Genomic DNA, 18964 nt, shown 5'->3' on the forward strand with positions numbered 1-18964 from the left:
CCATCGCCCAACCGCACTATTTGCAGGCGAGAGGAATCGCAAATAAAAGCTATATTGTAGGTAAGTTTCCCCCAGAGGGTTTTGGAACATTTTAGGAATGAACTTTTACTGGCCCCGTTTTGTCAAAGTTTTTTATCGCCGCGAGCCCATCTCCAGCTTCATTTTGATTGTGGCGGCGGTAGATATGGTGTTGGGGGGAATAGATGGCAAGTGGAGCTTATTTTCCCTGGGCTTGATGGTGGCTCTGTTGGGGGTAGGAATACGCTGGTGGCAGTCAGAAAAAACTAAATCGATCGCCGTTAAACAGCCTCCTCGCCGTTATTTACCCCCTAGTGGTGGCACCCAGCGCCAACCCTTACCTATGTTAACTAAGCAACATCGTCGCTGAGCCAGGGGGGGACTCCCCCAGTGGTGAGCCAGGTAACTGGAAGGACTTCGGCAAAGGCTTGAATAACTAGGGGTTGGACTACATCAACAGTGAGACCAGGCAGGAACTGGTTTAAGCTCCCCACAGGCCGATCGCTAATGCCACAGGGCACAATCTGGCTAAATCCTGCCAGATCAGGACAAATATTGAGGGCAAAACCATGGCAAGTGATCCAGCCACTGACCTTAATGGCGATCGCCGCCACCTTATGGCCCCCTAACCAAACCCCCGTTAAACCAGGAATACGCTCCCCCGGTAGGTCTAATTTGCCCAGGGTGACGATCAACACCTCTTCTAGTTGTCGCAAATACCAGTGCAAGTCCTTCTGGAAATGATTTAAATCCAGGATGGGATAGCCCACCAATTGTCCGGGACAATGATAGGTTACTTCCCCGCCCCGTTCCGTGCGCCACAATTCCGCCGGGGGATGTTCCGGGTCGAACTTCAGATACTTGGTTTGGGAACCAGTGCCCAGGGTATAGACCGGGGGATGCTCCAACAGCATCAGTCCGTCCTCCCGTTGGCGATCGCCTTGTTTAGCCCTGACCCATTGGCGTTGATAGTGCCAGGCTTGGCAGTAGGGCACCAGCCCCAACGATAATAAACGACAGGAAGGATTGGCCATGGCGCTACAACGGAAACAGAATTAAGCTAAAGTTGCCAGAAATTAAGAAACGTAAAGAGATGCAAAGGAAAGTCAAAATCACCTAACGGATTAAGTCTTATTCAATACATAGTGCTAATCTGAAGATAGTCTTAGGGGTTGATTATTTACCACCACAATTCTCTGGAAGACTTTACCTCTACCCTAGGGATGGTTAAAAGTGAACCAAAGAATAACAATGTCAGGGTTATAATTCATCACTAAGCCCAAATTTATGGTGCTTTCTTCAATGATCCATACTTTCAATATCCTTAGCGACAAGGCGTTTCAAGTAATGATTCCACCCCACTGTTTCTGGGAATAGTTGCCTAATCTAACCTGGTTTTTAGAACCCAAGGTAGATTCACAAAAACCCAACCATTGCTCATTTTTTATTAATTTTACGAAGGGAGAATTCAGTATGAAACTGTTAATTCAGGGCAATAATATCACAGTTACTGAAGCGATTCATGATTACGTGGAAGAAAAAGTCGAGAGAGCAGTTAAACATTTTCAAAATCTAACTACCAAAGTTGATGTTCATCTTTCCGTGGCCCGCAACGCCCGCATTACTAACAAACATAAGGCGGAAGTAACGGTCTATGCCAACGGTACAGTGATCCGAGCCCAGGAAGGCAGTGAAAATCTTTACGCAAGCATTGATTTGGTGGCCGATAAAATTGCCCGTCAATTGCGGAAATATAAAGAACGTATCCAAGATAAGCAACATGGCAATGTCAAAACTAGCGAAATTGTTGAAGACAAGCCGGTGGAAGCAAATCTAATTGGCGATCGGGCTCCCGAATTACCGTCGGAAGTGTTGCGGATGAAATATTTTGCCATGCCCCCCATGGCCATTGAAGAAGCCCTGGAACAGCTACAGTTGGTGGACCATGACTTTTACATGTTCCGCAATAAGGACACCGATGAAATTAACGTCATCTACATCCGTAACCATGGCGGCTATGGCGTTATTCAGCCCCACCAAGCCAACTAGTTACTGACTGAAACTTAACTTCAAATAAAGCAAGGATGGGTCCGAAAGGCCTATCCTTTTTTGTTGTCCAAAAACTTTATTCCGTGGCCCCCTCAAATAAAAGCCCCCGGGCTTCATGCTGTGAGTAACAACTAAGCTAACCCAGGGGAATAAACACACTTAAGAGGTACGATCCAGCAGTATGGCGACTAAATAGAATCTAGCGACTACGGGGTAACAAGGCCACAGGATTGACGGCATTAGTTCCGCCTACCCGAATTTCAAAGTGGAGGTGGGGCCCGGTACTGCGGCCAGTGCTCCCCATTTCCGCAATTTGTTGACCTTGTTCAACGTATTCTCCCCGACGCACCAACAAACGGTTGTTATGGGCATAGTAGGTAACACTGCCATCACCATGGCGAATTTTAACCAAATTACCAAAACCGCCGGAGTTCCAACCAGAAAAGACCACTTCTCCAGAGGCCGCCGCCATGATAGGGGTGCCAATGGGGGCGGCAATATCAATGCCGCGGTGCATGCGGCCCCAACGGGGACCAAAACCAGAAGTGAAGACTCCCTTAGCGGGCCAGATATAGCCATTAAACTGGGCTGGGCCGCGGGGAAAATCAGGAGTACTCAAGCCCGGCAACTCGGGGCTGACTTCCTGGATAACCGGAATCTGAATACTGTCGTTGTAGCCCTGCACTGGGCTAGGGGCAGCACCGATAATTTGGGACTGGCCAACGGAAGTAGAAAACTGACTCCTCTGTCCCTGGGGAGAATATTGCCGTTGTAATTGGGCTAAATCTTGCCGGGGCTGGTTGAACTTGACAGGTAGGGCTTGGGGGGAACGGGCTTGCCAATCAGGAACCGCTTCGTTGTTAACTTGGCGAGCAACGGTCACGGCCCTTTGGGGTACCATCGGAGTTCTGGTCGGTTGGGTTTGATTGAGCTGGGTTACCTCTGCTTTTAGCTGGGTTTGGTATTGGGCTTCCGGCTCCTCCTGGGCTCTGGCTACCATTGTTTGGGCCGTCGGCTGGGTAGAAACAAAGCTAGGTAAGCTGGGGGTCACAGATTCCGGCACTGCCGCTACGGTAGTGGGAGGGGGAATGACCAAAATCTGCTCTGCTTTGATCTCGTCAGGATTACTCAGACCATTTGCTTGTTGGATTTTTTCCGGCTGAATGTCGTGGCTGCGGGCAATCTGACTGAGGGTGTCCCCTGGCTTAACTTGGTAGGATATTTGCCCATCAACATCGGGAGTAACTGTAGGAGTCGAGGGTAATGCTGCAATGGCAGGGGAAGTTTCCAGCACGACCGGAGTACCGGGCAATGCAGGCTGGGCCACGATCGCCGGGGTTGTTTCGGGGGGAATAACGGCGATCGCCACGGGCTGGTCAATGTTCAACGCCGTTTGCACTGGTTGGGCCGGCTGGGCCATACCATTCTGACGCAAATTATCTAAGGAAATATCTTCCCCAGAGGCTAAGGATTCATCTTGCCGTTGGGCTTTACTGGGAGCTGGGGCCACAGCGGGGAGAGTAGGCACGGGCATAGATTGGGGATTGGCCGGGCTGGAGCTAGGCTGAACTTCAATGGCGGTAAACTCTTCCGGCGCTACCACGGCAATGGGAATGGGGCGATCGCCATGGGCGGCAGCGGCCACTTCTACGGGGCTGGGCAGGGAAGCTTTTGTATCGAGCTTAATGCCTGCATCTTCAGCGGTACTTTTAATTCTTTGGGAAGTTAACTTTTCTTCCAACGGTTCAACGACGGTGCCCTGCATCGGGCGACTCACATCGGCAACTAAAGTTTGGGCCTTGGGCTTAACGGCAATGGTATTAGCGGTGCTGGAAGACTGACCGGGAGCTAAGGATGAAGAGACAACCAGGGAATCAGTCTGCTCCAGGGGAGCTAGGGGCGGAATAGTGGCAGCAGGAGCTTGGTCGTTGGCCGCTTTTACTGAAGAACTAGGTCTGGGAATACTAAGTACTTGTCCTGCCTGCAACGCCGTATCAGTGCTGATGCTATTGGCCAGGGCAATGGCTTTGGCGTCCACTTGAAAAGCTTGACTAATTTGCCAAAGGGACTCACCTTCTTTGACTTGGTGCTTCAGGGAAGGGGACGCCAGCACGGACTCAGTGGGGGAGCCATGGGATTGGTCTAGGGATAAGTTACTCACCGCAGCCAAGGGGGAGTTGCCAGAACTGGTGGCGGCGGTGGCGGTTTGGGAAAACAACATCCCCGTTGCTCCCATGGAAACAGCTAAACCCACCATTGCAGCAGAGCGGCGAACCCGACGGTATCCTTCGCCCAGGGGCACAGTACCCTCTTGTTTAGTGCTTCCATCATAGGAACTAGTCTCCATCGAAGGGGATGAACACGAGGGAAAAAATGTCGCCGGTTGATTGAGTACGTCTTTCAAGAAGAACCTCCTTGTGTGTGAATGAGCCTAAAACCTAGAGCTAGATTGTTAGACCGCCACAGCCATTTCAGGTTTGATGGGAGATTAAATTCCACGACTGAATCTGACTGAGCCAATATACCTAATGAAGAATGAAGACTGCTAAGAAAGATTAACCTGCTTTCAATGATTCGACAAGCTGGTAGAAATTCCTGTTTTTACAGAGTTGTGAAAAATAGTAACGAATTTAGATCAGTGGTTAACTGACCCCCTAGACGTAGGTCTCCGCTTTTTGTTTCTGGCAAATTTCCTTACCCTGCCAAGCTTTTTCCCTAGCTGCTTTGCCTACTTTTCTCGGAAAAAATCCCCCGGCGATCGCCTAGAACCATCAGTTCTAGGTCTATTTTTAATCAGAAATTTTAATTGAATCGAGACCTTGGCTAATTCGCTCCAGCCATCACAATTTCTTATCAGTTCATTAGTTCGATTTTGTCACTTTTGCCCCATCCCATTGCAGTGGCAGAGCTTCCTAACCAAGACTGCGTAACTGTCGCCTGGCCTCAAACAGGGCGATGGCGGTGCTGGAGGCTAAATTCAAGCTCCTCACCTCACAGTGGGGCATGGGAATGCAAAGTAACTGGGTCGATAAATCCCGCATCATCTGGGGTAAACCATCTGTTTCACTGCCCATCATCAGCCAATCCGTGGGCTGGTAAGTATAGTCCCAAAAATTAACCGTGCCAGTGACGCTAAAACCGAGCAGGTTACCCCCCTGGGTACGCCAATGGGCAATAAATTCTTCGCAACTATTGTGATAATGGAGGTCAACATAGGGCCAATAGTCTAATCCTGCCCGTTTGAGATAGCGATCGCCTAGTTCAAAACCCAGGGGGCCGACCAAATGTAATTCTGTCCCAGTGGCGGCACAAGTTCGGGCGATATTGCCAGTATTGGGGGGTATTTGGGGATTAACTAGGACAACTTTCACCATAAAGGTTATTTTTGCGGGATTTAATCAGGATTTATGCGAAAAATGGTCAGAAATATTTTCCCATGTCAGTGATGGAGATCACAAACTATCGATAAACAACAGTTATTAAACTGTCCCCTCGGCAAAAGTTTATGATTTTTTATCAGCTACTGAGGCCATCAGACTAAACTCAGTATTTCATCCCGGGCTTTGGTTAGGGGTAAACAGAGGTCCTGGGCCAGCATGGCTTCCTCCGTCTCCGTTTGGAGAATCGCCTCCTGGACAATGGTTTGGGTACTTTTACCCCGTTCATATTGGCTCAGCCATTGTTGGGCCATGTTGCCTTCCCGCAGAATTTTCAACAATGGGGGCAAAAAGCAAGCAAAGCCTTGGTATTTAGCTTCCGGCTGTACGGACTGGTATAACTCCTCAATCCATTCCCTGGCGGCGATCGCCCGGCCATCTCGCCAATGGTGCAGGGTACTGTGCAAACTACCGACGGCGGCATCCATTTCGTTTTGATCCGCTAGGGTCAGCAATTCTGAGGGGGTAAGCTGGCTTTGCTGAAGGGGGTCTAGGGTGGGGTCAGCCAGCATTTGTTGTAAACGGGCCTCCAGTAGGGCCACGATCGCCAAAAGAGAAAGGGGGTTAGTGACCAAATCGCAGATCCGTAACTCCAAACGGTTCAGGTTATGGGGTCGATTATCGCCGTTGGGACGCACCGCTGACCAAAGATGGCGGACATTTTGCATAGTGCCCAGGGTCAATTGCTCCTCTGTCCATTGCACAAAATGGGCATGGCTCGTAAACAGGGGCACTTCCTGGGGGGTTTTGGGGAACATCTGCCAACGACTGGAATGGTAGCCGGTTACCTGGCCATTTAAAAAAGGGGAAGAGGCACTAAGGGCCAAATATAGAGGTGCTTCCATCCGCACCAAACGACAGGCCCGCATCAACTCCTCCACGTCCCCAATGCCGATATTAATGTGAATACTGGCGGTGACCACCTGGGTGCCGTAGGTCTGTTCGATGTAAGTGTGGTAGGGATTTTGGGGGTCAGAACGGTAAAAGGTGTCCGTCCCCCCCAGGGCCAGGCAACTGCCTGGTATTAAAGTGTAGTCTTGCCCCAATTGACTGAGGTAATGGCGCAATTGGCGACGGGGCTGGAGGATGGCACACAACAGGCGATCATAGCTATTTATAGGGGGCGTAGTGTATTCCACATTGCGGCTGTCCGGCTCCCGCACAAATCCACTTAAATCCCGCACAATGCGATCGGAAAGCCCCACAATCTCCCCGGTCTTCTTGCCGGTATAGATTTCGACTTCTAACCCTTTAGTCAACTGCACTGCACTCGCCTCTTTAAAATTAATTGGGGGGAAGACCACCAGGAAACAGTAAATACGGAAAGGCGCTGAAAATAAATCACCACTCCGCTTTCCTAGTATCTCACCGCCTACCCCGCCAGGGCTAACAACTCTTCCGTTAACTCAAAGTTGCTCGTGACCGATTGCACATCGTCCAAGAATTCTAGCGTTTCAATCATTTGCATAAGGGCTTTGGCCTGGTCTGGGTCAGCAATTTCCATGGTGTTTTCCGGCAACCAACGCAGTTCCGTCTCTGCAATGGCAAAGCCATGGTTCTGTAACACTTGGTTGAGGCTTTCCAGTTGACTTACCTCACTGAAAACTTCCACACCGCCCCCATCTTCCTCGTCTAGCCATTCGTAACGTTCCCCTTCCCCCTCCAGCAAAGCTTCCAGCAATTTTTCCTCCTCCAGTTCCCCCTCCAAGCGAATTACTCCTTTTTTGCTAAACATCCAACTGACACAACCGGTTTCCCCCAAATTCCCCCCTTTTTTGCTGAACGCCGCCCGTAGATCCGCCGCCGTACGGTTGCGATTATCGGTGAGGGCTTCAATTAACACCGCTACTCCCCCTGGGCCATAGCCTTCATAGCGCATTTCTTCGTAGTTACTTTCTCCATCTTCATAGGTTCCGGCCCCCTTGGCGATCGCCCGGTCGATGCTGTCATTGGGAACCCCTGCGGCCCTAGCTTTTTCAATGGCTGTCCGCAGTTGAAAGTTGCCCGCCGGATCCGGGATACCTTGGCGAGCGGCCACAATGATGGCCCTGGATAATTGGGTGGTGGTTTTACCTTTTTGGGCATCCACCCTTGCTTTTTGTCGTTTAATACTTTGCCATTTACGACCGCCCATTGGTCATTACCGTCTAACGAACACCCCCATAATTATTCCATTTCTGGGGGAGAGGAAGAAACAGAGGTGGGGATTTCCTCCTCATCCTCGATCATGCCAGGGTCAATGAGGGTAATATCAAATTGTTCGTTACCCGGAATAGTGCCAAATTGATCCCGACGGCGGTACTCGTAGCGCACGGAGACCTGGGGACCCATGACAATTTCGTCTCCAGTCTGGATGGTATGTTCTTGTCTTTTTTTGCCGTTGATCATCAAACCATTAACACTACTCTGCCCATCTTCATCGCCGTCAATAATCCGGTAAGCCGCCTGAACATCTTCGGAGGATTTACGCACCAGCACCGCATGGATACGGGAAACAAATTGGGATTTGATGCGGATGTCGGCCCTTGGCGATCGCCCGATGGTATAGAAGGTTTCAGTTAGTAAAACTTCCCGACGGCCACCGTCATCTGAAATGATCAGAACGTGCTCTTGCAGGGGTTTTGCCGAGGGATCAGACATGGCCAAGGGAAAAAAGAACAAAGGCGGACGGTGACGGACTCACTAAACTTCCAACCCGGAGGTTAGTCTACAGCGGAAAATTGAGCAAAAGGTCAGTGACTCACCTCAATCAATATTAACCAAGCTAATCTAGCAATCCCTAGTGGTAGCTAAAAGTTGGTGCCGGCCACCCTCTGGGTCGCCCATGGTGACAACAATCAGGCTTGAACGTGTTGCCTGGGTCTTCCGGGGGGGGAGAAGTTACCAGACTACAACTTCTAGACCCCCCTTAGTCTCGATTCCGTTCTGGGGCAGAGGAAAACTGGTACCGCAAGCTCAGGGCATTCAACACCACCACAATGGAGCTACTGGCCATCATAGCGGCGGCGATCGCCGGAGTCAGCACAATGGCAAAACTAGGCAAAAACGCCCCAGCGGCCAGGGGCACAGCCACCAGATTGTAACCTAGGGCCCAAAGTAGATTCTGCTTGATTTTAGCCACTGTGGCACGACTTAGGGTCAAGGCTTTGAGCACATCGGACAATTGGGAGCGCATTAACACCACATCCGCCGTTTCCATGGCCACCGCCGTTGCCCCGGAGAGGGAAATGCCCACATTGGCCTGGGCTAGGGCTGGAGCATCATTGATACCGTCCCCCACCATAGCCACCACTGAGGCCGGATCTAACCCTTGCATTGCCTTAATTTTAGCCACCTTGGCCTGGGGTGTCATCTGGGCCTGGAATTCTGCAATGCCCACCTCCATGGCGATCGCCTCGGCGATGGTGGGATGGTCACCGGTTAACAATAGGGGAGTAATACCCCAATGTTTCAGTTGGGCAATGGTGGCCTTAGCTTCCGGGCGGAGGGTATCCTGCAGGGCTAAAAATCCTTGCAACTGTTGATTGCGGGCCACAAAAATAACCGTTTTTCCCTGGTTACGTAGTTGATCCACCTCTGTTTGCCATTGGGAGTGCCACATTACTCCCTTTTCCATGAGCCATTGTTGATTCCCCACCAATAGGAGATCGCCTTGGTACCAACCTTGAACCCCTTGCCCCGCTTCCGTTTCAATATTCTCCACTGGCAAAAGTTCCAGATCTTGGGCACTGGAGATTAATCCTTGGGCTAGGGGATGGCGGGTTCCCTGCTCCACCGAGGCCGCTAAGGTCAACAACTGGGCCGCTGGAATATCTATCACCGGAAACGTATCCGTTAGCTGTAAATTGCCCTGGGTGAGGGTGCCCGTTTTATCGAAGGCCATCACCGTAGTGCGCTGGAGAATTTCTAAAATGTTGCCTCCTTTGATCAGAATGCCCTGTTCAGCCCCTAAACTGGTGCCCACCAAAATTGCAGTGGGGGTGGCTAAGCCGAGGGCACAGGGACAGGCCACGACTAACACCGAAACGCTTAGTTTAAGGGCTAATAAAAGAGGAGAAAGTCCTGTGCCCGTAACCATCTGGGGGAAAAATGATTGCCCCACCGTGGTCCAAAAGGTCAACGTTCCCAAGGCGATCGCCATCACGCCATAGGCAAACCAGCCCGCCACCTGATCCGCTAACCGTTGCATGGGAGCTTTTTGGGTTTGGGCCGTTTCCACCAGTTGGATAATGCGAGCCAAGGTGGTGTCTGCCCCAATGTGGGTAGCCGCAATGGTAATGGCCCCGGACTGATTCCAAGCTCCGGCAATGACCGCGTCATCAATTTTTTTCTCCACGGGCAGGGATTCCCCCGTCAAGAGGGACTCATCCACCAGGGTTTTTCCCGCCACTAAAATGCCGTCCACCGGAATTTTCTCTCCTGGTAACACCTGCACCCATTCCCCCACCCGCACCTGTTCCACGGGAATTTCAATGCCAGTTTCCCCTTTTGTATCTCCCCTGCCCACCAGTCTGGCTAAGGAAGGTTGCAGGGCTAACAGTTCCGTCAAAGCAGATTTAGCTTTTTGTCTGGCCTTACTTTCTAGGGTTCTGCCCAGCAGTAGCACCCCCAATAGCATCACTGGCTCATCGAAAAAACATTCCCAGCCCAACCCGGGCCAAATCCAGGCAATGCAACTGGTGAGGTAGGCACTGCCAGTACCCAGGGCCACCAAGGTATTCATGTTGGCATGGCCAAATCGTAAACCCCGCCAACCATCGAAGAAAATTTCCCGCCCCGGTATGGCGATCGCCAAAGTAGCCAGACCCCAGTGGAATACAGGGTGATGGAAAAAGGGAATCATGGGGCCACCGAAATGGCTCAGATGGCCCAGTGCCGATAGGAGCAGTAACACCAGGGCAATGGCCAAGCCCCAGTTAACGTTTTCTTTACTGCCGTTTTCCGCCGTTGCTAAAGCAATGCCCCCGTGGCCCTGACGAATTTGGCTGGGAAATCCCCGCTGACTCAAATGTTCGGCGATCGCCTGGGGAGTAATTTTTTCCGGAGCATAGCGTACCACCGCCACTGCTGTAACTAAATTGACGCAACTGTCTGTCACCCCGGCTAATTGACCCAATTGCCTTTCCACCGCCGCTACGCAACCCGCACACTTCATACCGCCCACATCGAGGGTTAGACTACTGGCCTGATTTTGCCCATTGTCATCGTTGTTAGTCAGGGTTGATGCAGGGGTCGGGGAAAGTTGAACCATGGTAGAGGTAATAAAGTAAACAGGGCATCAGTCCCAATCATGGGGGAATTTTTTCCACCTTACCAAGCAATTTTGCTATCTGCCCCAGGATCGGCGATCGGACCAGCACTCCCTGTCCTTGTTAAAGTTAAAGTCCTCCATCTTGCCAATGTCTTCAATTGATCAATGGATGGTCGCAAGTTATTTACTAAGCCCTCTTCAAAAGCCCAGAACTCCCCTTAGCAACAGCATTTATAGACAAATAATTAACCAATGGCCGTGTCAGCCTACGCCAGGGCAAGGGACTTAGATCCTAATTACTATTCAAACCAACAATGTTTAGAGAGCTTTAGCCTTTTGGGTTTTAGCTTTCATTTTGGCCGCACTTTGGCGCAAAGCCTGAAGACGGGTTTCATACTGTTTACGTTGGCGGCGATTGGGGGTTTGTTCAATTAAAGTTTTGAAAGCACTACCAAGACTTTTATAGGCATTGGGCAGGGTGTAACCAAAACGGGTAGCAAGGGTAATGGCCTTTTCGTCCGCCTCGATCGCCTCTTTGATCCGTTTGTCGCCGTTATTTTTTTGCCAGAGCCGATAGCCAGAAATGCCACATAATCCCAAGGCCAGGAGCAACAGCAATCCATCTTGCACCCACAGTTCTCCCACAGCCCCCCCTAAACCAATGGCCAGGGCCGCCATTTCCCAACCTTCCCGGGGAATGGTATCGCTCTGGACGCGGGCTACTTCGTGCCAAAACAGTAAATTCCGCTGGTCAATGGCCAGGTTTTCCCATTTGGCCAAATCCACCTGAATTTCAATCTCATCCCGGCCCAACTCCTCCGAACGGATCAGGGGGGGGTTAACTTCGGTGCTACCTTCCACCATTACCCAACTTTGGAGTTCCGGCGGCAGTAAACTTTTCAAGCGCCGTAGTTCACTCATTTCAGCGCGGGCCGTTGCAGAGGAGTAGGAGGTCATGGCAGTTTGCTATTTTCTTGACTGATCAACAGTGGATCTGGATAATCCTAACCCATTTTGACATTTTCCTTTGGCCCACCGCCAAGGCGATCGCCAGCAACCCGATAAATTTCGTTTTTCGTGGGTTGAGTTGATGAATTTGGAGCATCATAGTAAGTCATAGGTCTGTATTGATAAAGCCATGAGCCAGTGTCTTAACCCCGATTGTCTAGCGGTTAACCCAGTCACCCATAAATTTTGTCAAAAATGCGGTCAAAAGCTTTGGCTCAAGGATCGTTACCAGGCTTTAAAGCTGATTGGCCAGGGAGGATTTGGTAAAACTTTTCTGGCGGTGGATTTGGATAAGCCATCCCAACCCCGTTGTGTGATTAAGCAATTTTTTCCCCAGGGGCAGGGAACTGGATCTTTGGGCAAGGCGGCGGAGTTATTCCAGGAAGAAGCAAAACGCCTGGATGATTTGGGCAATCATGGGCAAATACCAGAATTGCTGGCCTATTTCATTGCCGATGACCAGCGTCAATATTTAGTTCAAGAATATATCGAGGGAGAAAATTTAGCCCAGGAGTTAGAAAGCAAAGGGGTTTTTAATGAGGAAAAAATTCGAGCACTGTTGATGGACTTGTTGCCAGTGTTGGAATTTATTCATAGTCATCAGGTAATTCACCGGGACATTAAACCGGAAAATATTATTCGTCGCCAGTCGGATCAAAAATTGGTTTTGGTGGATTTTGGCGCAGCTAAGGCTGTCGAGCCTGGAAATCGCTCGGTCACGGGAACCATAATTGGCTCGGCGGAATATGTGGCCCCGGAGCAGATGAATGGTAAAGCGGTCAATGCCAGTGATTTGTACAGCTTAGGCGTTACTTGCTTGAATTTATTAACGGGAATTTCCCCCTTTGACTTATTTGACCAGGGAGAACATGAATGGTGCTGGCGGGATTATTTAGTCAATAATTCAGTGAGTAATGAGTTAGACAATATTTTAGAAAAGCTGGTGAGTTTGGGAGTGAAAAAACGCTATCAAAGTGCTGCCGATGCGCTAAAAGATCTGGGCTTTATAACTCCAAAAGTTTCCACCCAGACGAACGTCAAGATACCGACTATACCCAAAACCCAACTGCAGTCAGGAAACACACAAACTCTAATTGACATTTTACCTGGAGGAGTGAAATTAGAAATGATAAAAATTCCTGCTGGTAGTTTTATGATGGGCTCGAATCAAAGTAATGATGAAAAACCAATCCATCGAGTCATTTTGAAAGAATTTTATTTGGGTAAATATCCAGTCACTCAGGAACAATGGCAAGTGGTGATGGAAAATAATCCTTCTGATTTTAGGAATGATCTAAAAAATCCAGTAGAACGTGTTTCTTGGGACAATTGTCAAGAGTTTTGTCACAAGTTATCCAATCTTACTAAGAAAAATTATAGATTAGCCAGTGAAGCGGAATGGGAATATGCTTGCCGGGCTGGAACCACCACCCACTACTCCTTTGGAGATAATCCAGTAGAGCTAGGAAATTATGCCTGGTATTCCCAGAACTCTGCCGCAAGAACCCATCCTGTGGGCCAAAAAAACCCCAATTTCTGGGGACTGTATGATATGCACGGCAATGTGTGGGAGTGGTGTGAGGATAGCTGGCATGAGAACTACAGGGGGGCCTCTGTAGATGGAACTTCCTGGATTAATAGTCGTTCTCAAAATAACTTCCGTGTAGTTCGGGGAGGTTCTTGGGGCAACTACTCCGAAAACTGTCGTTGCGCTAACCGTGGCAGCAGCAATCTTAACTACAGGTATAATTACAGCGGTTTTCGTTTAGCGCTAGGCTGAGGCAAGACTTGGTTATTTTTTGCTTTTTCCTTTTTTAGTTCTCGCTTTCATCGGTCTGTTTTGTGTAGCTAGAAATAATCAGCCCAGTGGGATGTGTTAATAATTAGGGCAGCGAATTATAATGCGAAGTGTACAATATTTACGTCAAATACACACGGTCAACTAACTTCAAAGCAAAAATTGATTACGTCCTTTGGCAACCAAGCAACTGCTGACCTGTTCAACGGCATCAATAGCCGAAATTCAAGAAAAATCCCATCTGAGATTACACAAAAAGCCTTGAATAAATTGGATATTTTAAACGCTGTTGAGAAGTTGGAAGAACTAAATAGTCCCCCCGGCAATCGTTTAGAAGCACTCAAGGGAAACTTAAAAGGATTTTATAGTATTCGGATTAACAACCAATGGCGAATCATTTTTCAATGGCAAAATGGTAATGTCAGTCAAGTCCAAATTATTGATTATCACGATTAAATAATATGCTCCCAACCAATCGCCTCCCCACCCATCCCGGAATCATTCTCTTAGAAGAATTTCTTGAACCCATGAACATCACCCAAGAAACCCTAGCCACTTATTTGAATATTTCAGTAAAACAAATCAATGAAATTATTCAAGAAAAAAATGAAATTACCCCCAAAATAGCCTGGTTATTAGCTCAAGCTTTTGATACTACACCACAGTTTTGGATGAACTTACAGACTAATTATGACTTAGCCTTAAACAAACCACAAGAAACCAAACAAGCAATAAAAGTTTGAAGAATTTGTTGTTGGAGGATGCGATAGTCTGAGCCAGAAATATTTATTCTTGATTGACTGCAGTACTTTAGTTGTATTAGGCTACATTTGCCACAGCGTTAAATATTCAAGAACGGCGATCGCCCTCAATCTCTCAGGGGTCTGATGCTAGGGAAAGCATTAAGTTTGGTTTTTTGCTATAACCACCTGACCACCTCAAAGGCAATTAAGGCGATCAACCCACCCCCATCCCAAATGCCACTGGAGCTTTAGTTAGGGTTTTCTCGTGCAATGATTTGATAGAATTTAAACCGTCTGCCCAGGTTTTAACTCCCTGCATACCAAGGGATCCCCAAAGAGATTTAAGAGATACAACCACCATGATCTACGACATTTTCATGCCGGCCCTGAGTTCCACCATGACCGAGGGTAAAATCGTTTCCTGGACTAAGTCCCCCGGCGACAAAGTAGAAAAAGGCGAAACTGTCTTGGTGGTGGAATCGGACAAGGCCGATATGGACGTGGAGTCCTTTAATGAAGGTTACCTGGCCGCTATTCTAGTCCCAGCAGGGGAAGAAGCCCCCGTGGGAGCAACCCTCGGGTTAGTGGCGGAAACGGAAGCAGAAATTGCCGAAGCTCAAGCTAAAGCAGGCTCTGGTGGTTCCTCCAGTGCGCCCCCTGCTCCAGCCCCCCAACAACCGGAACCAGCGGCGATCGCCACTGCAACTGCCACAGAAACAGCCCCTACCCCCAGCAGTAATGGCCATGGCAATGGCAAGGGTAGTGGCAGGATTGTTGCTTCCCCCCGGGCGAAAAAACTAGCCAAAGAATTAAAAGTTGATCTGGCCACCGTGGCTGGCACCGGTCCCCACGGCAGAATTGTGGCCGCCGATATTGAAGGTGCCGCCGGCAAACCTGTCAGTGCTCCCATCGCTTCCCCCAGTGCCCCTGCCCCGAAAGCATCTCCTGCCCCTGCTCCAGCGGCAACATCTACCCCCACTCCCCCCAGTGTTCCCGTCGGTCAGACAGTGCCCCTGACCACTTTCCAAAAGGCTTTGGTGCAAAATATGGTGGCCGCCATGGCCGCTCCCACGTTCCGGGTGGGCTACACCATCACCACCGATGGGTTGGACCAACTTTATAAGCAAATCAAGGGCAAAGGGGTGACCATGACCGCCCTGTTGGCCAAAGCAGTGGCCCTGGCTTTGAAAAAACATCCCATTGTCAATGCCAGCTATACAGACCAAGGTATTACTTACCATAAAGATATTAATATTGCCCTGGCGGTGGCCATGCCGGATGGCGGTTTAATTACCCCGGTGTTGCAAAACGCAGATCAAGTGGATATCTATTCCCTCTCTCGCCGTTGGAAGGAATTGGTGGACCGGGCCCGGGCCAAGCAGTTACAGCCCGAAGAATACAGCAGTGGTACTTTCACCATTTCCAATTTAGGTATGTTTGGGGTAGACCGGTTTGACGCCATTCTGCCGCCGGGACAGGGGGGAATTTTAGCCGTGGGCGCTTCCCGACCCCAGGTGGTGGCCAATGAAGAAGGTTTAATTGGTACCAAACGGCAAATGGGAGTTAACGTCACCTGTGACCATCGGGTCATCTATGGGGCCCACGCCGCCGCCTTCCTCAAGGATTTGGCCGCCATTATTGAAGAGAATGCTCAGTCTTTGACTATGTAATCCTTTGCCAACTAGGTCAGTTTGGCTGGAGAAGTCCCCCAACTCGTTCAGTTTTGGGGGATTGTCTTTTGGCGCATTTGCCAGCTACTGGGGAAGTTTGAAGTCCAAGATGGCACTGGGCAAACGAGTTCACAAAAGAATCAAAATTTTTTCAAGTTTTCTAATCAGTAACCGGTGCTGGCCAGCCGAGGCGGGTGGGTTGCTGGTAAATCCGATAGAGGGTTCTTAGATCCCTAGGGGAAATCGCCGGTACATCGGCAGTCTGGGCTGGGTATAAAGCATCTTCTTCGCGGTCACTGTGCCCCCAAATGCCCAGGGCGTGCCCTAATTCGTGGCGGGCGGTACCTTGGAGGGAAAGGGGGGCTAGGCCCGGTTTGATGGCGATCGCCATGCGGTGACGCAGTTGAGGTGGAGATGTGTCAGTCCAATAAAACTCATAGCTAGCCTGGGCGGTGCGGGCTCGACCAAAACTAACCAAGCCCGTTTCTGGGTCCACTGTGCGGGATAGGGGCGGTTCCCGGTAAAAAATGGCAATGTCAGCCTCGGTGGTATTTTCAACTATGGTGAGGGGAAAAACACTTTGCCAGTCGGCGATCGCCGTTTTAATGGCCTGTTGCCAGGTGTAGTAACGTTTCTGGGCAGCACTGCCGGGGGTTAATGCGGGGGGATAATCCACCGCTACAGTGACAGGAAATCTAGACCAGACTAGATGCCCGAGGGGGGAAGATTGCACTTGGGCAAAATAGTCACTGCCATCATCCCCAGGGAAACTGCGATTCTCCAGGCTAATGCCCAAATCTACCAATTCAGGGGGGAGGGGATGAACTTGGAGTGCTGGTAAAGTCGGCTTGTCCCCATTGCTGGCGATCGCCGGTAGCTTAACCAGCAGTAAAGTCAACAACAATAGGGCCAGGAAATAGGCCCAGGGTTTTATACGTTCTTTCAAAATTCTTACCCCTGTGGAGCAAACCCCTCAACCGCCAACGCCTAAGGCAGTATCGCCCAAAGCTTGGCCAGATCAAAGAAGTTTTGGCGATCGAGAAGGGTCAAATCGTCCCCCATATCCCCTAACTTAATTGGCCAGCCAGCCAGCACTCAAAATGATGGTCAGCCCAATGAAAATAATGCTCAGGGTCCAGGTCACTTGGTTGAGGGTTTTTTCTGCACTTTTGGCACTGGTAAACAATTGGGCTTGGCCACCAATGCCAGCAATGCCATCCCCTTTAGGGCTGTGGAGCAACACCAGTACGGTCAACAGGGCGGCGGAAGCCATCCAAATAATTCTTAGAACAGTAATTAAAGTCATAACAATCTAGCGCCCCTCGGCGATCGTGCAGGCTTCCCATTTTAGCGCGTTTACATCACCCTAACTAACGGGAGAGGTTAACCGGAGTGCGATTGGTCTTAATTTCCACCAACGGCTGATCAATTAGGGTTTTACCGGTCATTTCTGCTGGAACAGGCAACTGCAAAATATCCAAAATCGTGGGGGCAATGTCCGCCAGCTTCCCCCCTTCCCGCAGCTTGACTTCGCCACCATGGCCAGGAATTTTGCGTCCTTCCCCTTCCACCAAAATAAACGGCACTGGGTTGGTGGTGTGGGCAGTCCAGGGATTACCCGACTCATCGCTCATATATTCCGCATTGCCATGGTCGGCGGTGATTAACACGGTGCCCCCCATTTTAGCGGCACTGGCCAGGAGGCGTCCCACATTGAGGTCGACGGTTTCGATCGCCTGAATCGCTTCTTTGAGTTTACCGGTGTGCCCCACCATATCGGGATTGGCATAGTTGACCACCACCAGGGAGTAAATGCCTTTTTCCATGGCTCGACAAACCGTATCGGTAACGGCTTTGGCAGACATTTGGGGCGCTTTGTCGTAGGTGGATACCATGGGGCTTTGAATTAGCTCCCGGTCTTCCCCGGCAAAGGGTTGTTCCAAACCGCCATTGAAAAAGTAGGTGACATGGGGATATTTTTCCGTTTCTGCCGTGCGGAACTGCTTCATTCCGTGGCGGGCAACAATCTCTCCCAAAATGTTATTCAGATTTTGCGGCTCAAAGGCCACAACCACTGGCAGGGCAGGATCGTACTGGGTGAAGGTGACAAAATCTAGGGGCTGAATCCTTTCCCTGGGAAAACCATCAAAGCTGGGGTTAACCAAAGCGTAGCAAAGTTGTCTAGCTCGGTCGGGACGAAAGTTGTAGAAGATGACCCCGTCCCCAGAGGCGATCGCCCCGGTGCCTACCCTAGTGGGGGGAATAAATTCATCGGTAATGTCGTTGGCGTAATAATCTTTCACCACCTGGGCAGCACTACGGCCATCCCCTACCCCATCCTCTGTCATGACTCGATAGGCCTTTTCCACCCGGTCCCAACGGCGGTCGCGGTCGAGGGCGTAATAGCGGCCACTGACACTGACAATACGCCCCAAACCAATTTTGTCGAGATGGGCTTGGATTTGTTGGACAAAATGGGCCCCTTCATTGGTGGGGGTATCCCGGCCATCGGTAATGGCGTGGATGCAAAGTTGACTAATGCCTTGGAGTTTAGTCAAGTCAATTAGCCCTAAAAGATGGTCAATGTGGGAGTGAACTCCCCCGTCGGAACAAAGACCGATTAAATGCAATTTGCCACGGCGATCGCGCACTCGTTGGCAAACTTTCACCAAGGCTTCATTCTCAAAAAAACTACCGTCTTCAATGGCGTCACTAATACGTACCAACTCCTGGGGCACCACCCGCCCAGCGCCTAAATTGAGGTGACCAACTTCGGAGTTACCCATTTGACCTTTGGGCAAACCCACATCTTTCCCGGAGGTATTCACCAGGGTATTGGGGTAAGCCGTGATCAGACTATCCATAATGGGGGTGTTAGCCTGGGCAATTGCATTTGCGCGGGTATCTGGGCGATAGCCCCAGCCATCTAGGATGACCAGAACCACCGGGGCGATCGGTGCCTCTGCCATGGTTATTGCCTCACTACAGTT

General features: G+C 50.1%; 17 protein-coding genes. 6 read left to right on the forward strand and 11 right to left on the reverse strand.

Features of this window, described 5'->3' with window-relative positions:
* Window positions 1-97 precede the first annotated feature (97 nt).
* Window positions 98-388 (forward strand): hypothetical protein, encoded by a 291-nt coding sequence (locus IQ217_RS06960; protein ID WP_194019390.1) that lies wholly within the window; start codon window positions 98-100, stop codon window positions 386-388.
* Here IQ217_RS06960 and lipB read toward each other — a convergent pair.
* Window positions 369-1052, reverse strand: a complete 684-nt coding sequence (lipB, locus tag IQ217_RS06965) for a lipoyl(octanoyl) transferase LipB (protein WP_194019391.1) — start codon at window positions 1050-1052, stop codon at window positions 369-371. The two genes, IQ217_RS06960 and lipB, sit on opposite strands and share 20 nt — an antisense overlap.
* A 439-nt stretch (window positions 1053-1491) precedes the next feature.
* Here lipB and hpf point away from each other — a divergent pair, with 439 nt between their 5' ends.
* Complete coding sequence (hpf, locus tag IQ217_RS06970; protein WP_190596890.1) at window positions 1492-2067, forward strand: ribosome hibernation-promoting factor, HPF/YfiA family; 576 nt, start codon at window positions 1492-1494, stop codon at window positions 2065-2067.
* Window positions 2068-2266: 199 nt separating this feature from the next.
* Here the strand turns inward: hpf and IQ217_RS06975 are convergent, their stop codons facing one another.
* The 7 genes from IQ217_RS06975 to IQ217_RS07005 all read right to left on the reverse strand — a co-directional run bounded on the left by IQ217_RS06975 (window position 2267) and on the right by IQ217_RS07005 (window position 11712).
* Window positions 2267-4414, reverse strand: coding sequence for a peptidoglycan DD-metalloendopeptidase family protein (locus IQ217_RS06975; protein ID WP_194019392.1), 2148 nt, complete (start codon window positions 4412-4414; stop codon window positions 2267-2269).
* Window positions 4415-4979: 565 nt separating this feature from the next.
* Window positions 4980-5441, reverse strand: coding sequence for a tRNA (uridine(34)/cytosine(34)/5-carboxymethylaminomethyluridine(34)-2'-O)-methyltransferase TrmL (gene trmL, locus IQ217_RS06980; RefSeq protein WP_194019393.1), 462 nt, complete (start codon window positions 5439-5441; stop codon window positions 4980-4982).
* A 158-nt stretch (window positions 5442-5599) separates the two neighbouring features.
* Complete coding sequence (gene gshA / locus IQ217_RS06985; protein ID WP_194019394.1) at window positions 5600-6769, reverse strand: glutamate--cysteine ligase; 1170 nt, start codon at window positions 6767-6769, stop codon at window positions 5600-5602.
* A gap of 107 nt (window positions 6770-6876) precedes the next feature.
* A complete protein-coding gene (locus IQ217_RS06990) occupies window positions 6877-7638 on the reverse strand; it encodes a YebC/PmpR family DNA-binding transcriptional regulator (RefSeq protein WP_194019395.1) in 762 nt (253 codons plus the stop codon).
* A gap of 32 nt (window positions 7639-7670) precedes the next feature.
* A complete protein-coding gene (locus IQ217_RS06995; protein WP_190596900.1) occupies window positions 7671-8144 on the reverse strand; it encodes an FHA domain-containing protein in 474 nt (157 codons plus the stop codon).
* Between the two features lie 268 nt (window positions 8145-8412).
* Window positions 8413-10755 carry a heavy metal translocating P-type ATPase gene (locus tag IQ217_RS07000; RefSeq protein ID WP_194019396.1) on the reverse strand — a complete coding sequence of 781 codons (2343 nt, stop codon included), beginning with the start codon at window positions 10753-10755 and terminating at the stop codon, window positions 8413-8415.
* A gap of 318 nt (window positions 10756-11073) precedes the next feature.
* The gene (locus IQ217_RS07005) at window positions 11074-11712 is read right to left on the reverse strand and encodes a DUF3318 domain-containing protein (protein WP_190596904.1); all 639 of its coding nucleotides are present in this window, start codon (window positions 11710-11712) and stop codon (window positions 11074-11076) included.
* A 181-nt stretch (window positions 11713-11893) separates the two neighbouring features.
* Here IQ217_RS07005 and IQ217_RS07010 point away from each other — a divergent pair, with 181 nt between their 5' ends.
* The 4 genes from IQ217_RS07010 (at window position 11894) to IQ217_RS07025 (ending at window position 15974) form a co-directional block, all read left to right on the forward strand.
* Window positions 11894-13543, forward strand: a complete 1650-nt coding sequence (locus IQ217_RS07010) for a bifunctional serine/threonine-protein kinase/formylglycine-generating enzyme family protein (protein ID WP_194019397.1) — start codon at window positions 11894-11896, stop codon at window positions 13541-13543.
* A gap of 180 nt (window positions 13544-13723) precedes the next feature.
* The gene (locus IQ217_RS07015) at window positions 13724-14017 is read left to right on the forward strand and encodes a type II toxin-antitoxin system RelE/ParE family toxin (RefSeq protein ID WP_194019398.1); all 294 of its coding nucleotides are present in this window, start codon (window positions 13724-13726) and stop codon (window positions 14015-14017) included.
* 5 nt (window positions 14018-14022) lie between these two features.
* Window positions 14023-14304, forward strand: a complete 282-nt coding sequence (locus IQ217_RS07020; protein WP_194019399.1) for a HigA family addiction module antitoxin — start codon at window positions 14023-14025, stop codon at window positions 14302-14304.
* A gap of 359 nt (window positions 14305-14663) precedes the next feature.
* The gene (locus tag IQ217_RS07025) at window positions 14664-15974 is read left to right on the forward strand and encodes a dihydrolipoamide acetyltransferase family protein (RefSeq protein WP_194019400.1); all 1311 of its coding nucleotides are present in this window, start codon (window positions 14664-14666) and stop codon (window positions 15972-15974) included.
* A 160-nt stretch (window positions 15975-16134) separates the two neighbouring features.
* On the opposite strand, the gene IQ217_RS07030 is transcribed toward IQ217_RS07025, so the two are convergent.
* The 3 genes from IQ217_RS07030 to gpmI all read right to left on the reverse strand — a co-directional run bounded on the left by IQ217_RS07030 (window position 16135) and on the right by gpmI (window position 18943).
* Window positions 16135-16920, reverse strand: coding sequence for a matrixin family metalloprotease (locus IQ217_RS07030; protein ID WP_194019401.1), 786 nt, complete (start codon window positions 16918-16920; stop codon window positions 16135-16137).
* A gap of 126 nt (window positions 16921-17046) precedes the next feature.
* Window positions 17047-17280 (reverse strand): preprotein translocase subunit SecG, encoded by a 234-nt coding sequence (gene secG / locus IQ217_RS07035; protein ID WP_010873234.1) that lies wholly within the window; start codon window positions 17278-17280, stop codon window positions 17047-17049.
* A gap of 64 nt (window positions 17281-17344) precedes the next feature.
* On the reverse strand, window positions 17345-18943 hold the full coding sequence (gpmI, locus tag IQ217_RS07040; protein ID WP_190596915.1) for a 2,3-bisphosphoglycerate-independent phosphoglycerate mutase: 1599 nt from the start codon (window positions 18941-18943) through the stop codon (window positions 17345-17347).
* Between the last annotated feature and the right edge of the window lie 21 nt (window positions 18944-18964).

It is taken from the genome of Synechocystis salina LEGE 00031 (assembly GCF_015207985.1).
In the GTDB taxonomy this organism is placed as follows: domain Bacteria; phylum Cyanobacteriota; class Cyanobacteriia; order Cyanobacteriales; family Microcystaceae; genus Synechocystis; species Synechocystis salina.

Excerpts from the sequence above, each read along its gene's own strand:
- IQ217_RS06960 (WP_194019390.1), top strand. The coding sequence starts at position 98 with ATGAACTTTTACTGGCCCCGTTTTGTCAAAGTTTTTTATCGCCGCGAG.
- hpf (WP_190596890.1), top strand. The coding sequence starts at position 1,492 with ATGAAACTGTTAATTCAGGGCAATAATATCACAGTTACTGAAGCGATT.
- IQ217_RS06975 (WP_194019392.1), bottom strand. The coding sequence starts at position 4,414 with ATGGAGACTAGTTCCTATGATGGAAGCACTAAACAAGAGGGTACTGTG.
- IQ217_RS07025 (WP_194019400.1), top strand. The coding sequence starts at position 14,664 with ATGATCTACGACATTTTCATGCCGGCCCTGAGTTCCACCATGACCGAG.
- secG (WP_010873234.1), bottom strand. The coding sequence starts at position 17,280 with ATGACTTTAATTACTGTTCTAAGAATTATTTGGATGGCTTCCGCCGCC.
- IQ217_RS07020 (WP_194019399.1), top strand. The coding sequence starts at position 14,023 with ATGCTCCCAACCAATCGCCTCCCCACCCATCCCGGAATCATTCTCTTA.
- gpmI (WP_190596915.1), bottom strand. The coding sequence starts at position 18,943 with ATGGCAGAGGCACCGATCGCCCCGGTGGTTCTGGTCATCCTAGATGGC.
- trmL (WP_194019393.1), bottom strand. The coding sequence starts at position 5,441 with ATGGTGAAAGTTGTCCTAGTTAATCCCCAAATACCCCCCAATACTGGC.
- lipB (WP_194019391.1), bottom strand. The coding sequence starts at position 1,052 with ATGGCCAATCCTTCCTGTCGTTTATTATCGTTGGGGCTGGTGCCCTAC.
- IQ217_RS07010 (WP_194019397.1), top strand. The coding sequence starts at position 11,894 with ATGAGCCAGTGTCTTAACCCCGATTGTCTAGCGGTTAACCCAGTCACC.
- IQ217_RS06995 (WP_190596900.1), bottom strand. The coding sequence starts at position 8,144 with ATGTCTGATCCCTCGGCAAAACCCCTGCAAGAGCACGTTCTGATCATT.
- IQ217_RS07000 (WP_194019396.1), bottom strand. The coding sequence starts at position 10,755 with ATGGTTCAACTTTCCCCGACCCCTGCATCAACCCTGACTAACAACGAT.
- IQ217_RS07005 (WP_190596904.1), bottom strand. The coding sequence starts at position 11,712 with ATGACCTCCTACTCCTCTGCAACGGCCCGCGCTGAAATGAGTGAACTA.
- IQ217_RS06990 (WP_194019395.1), bottom strand. The coding sequence starts at position 7,638 with ATGGGCGGTCGTAAATGGCAAAGTATTAAACGACAAAAAGCAAGGGTG.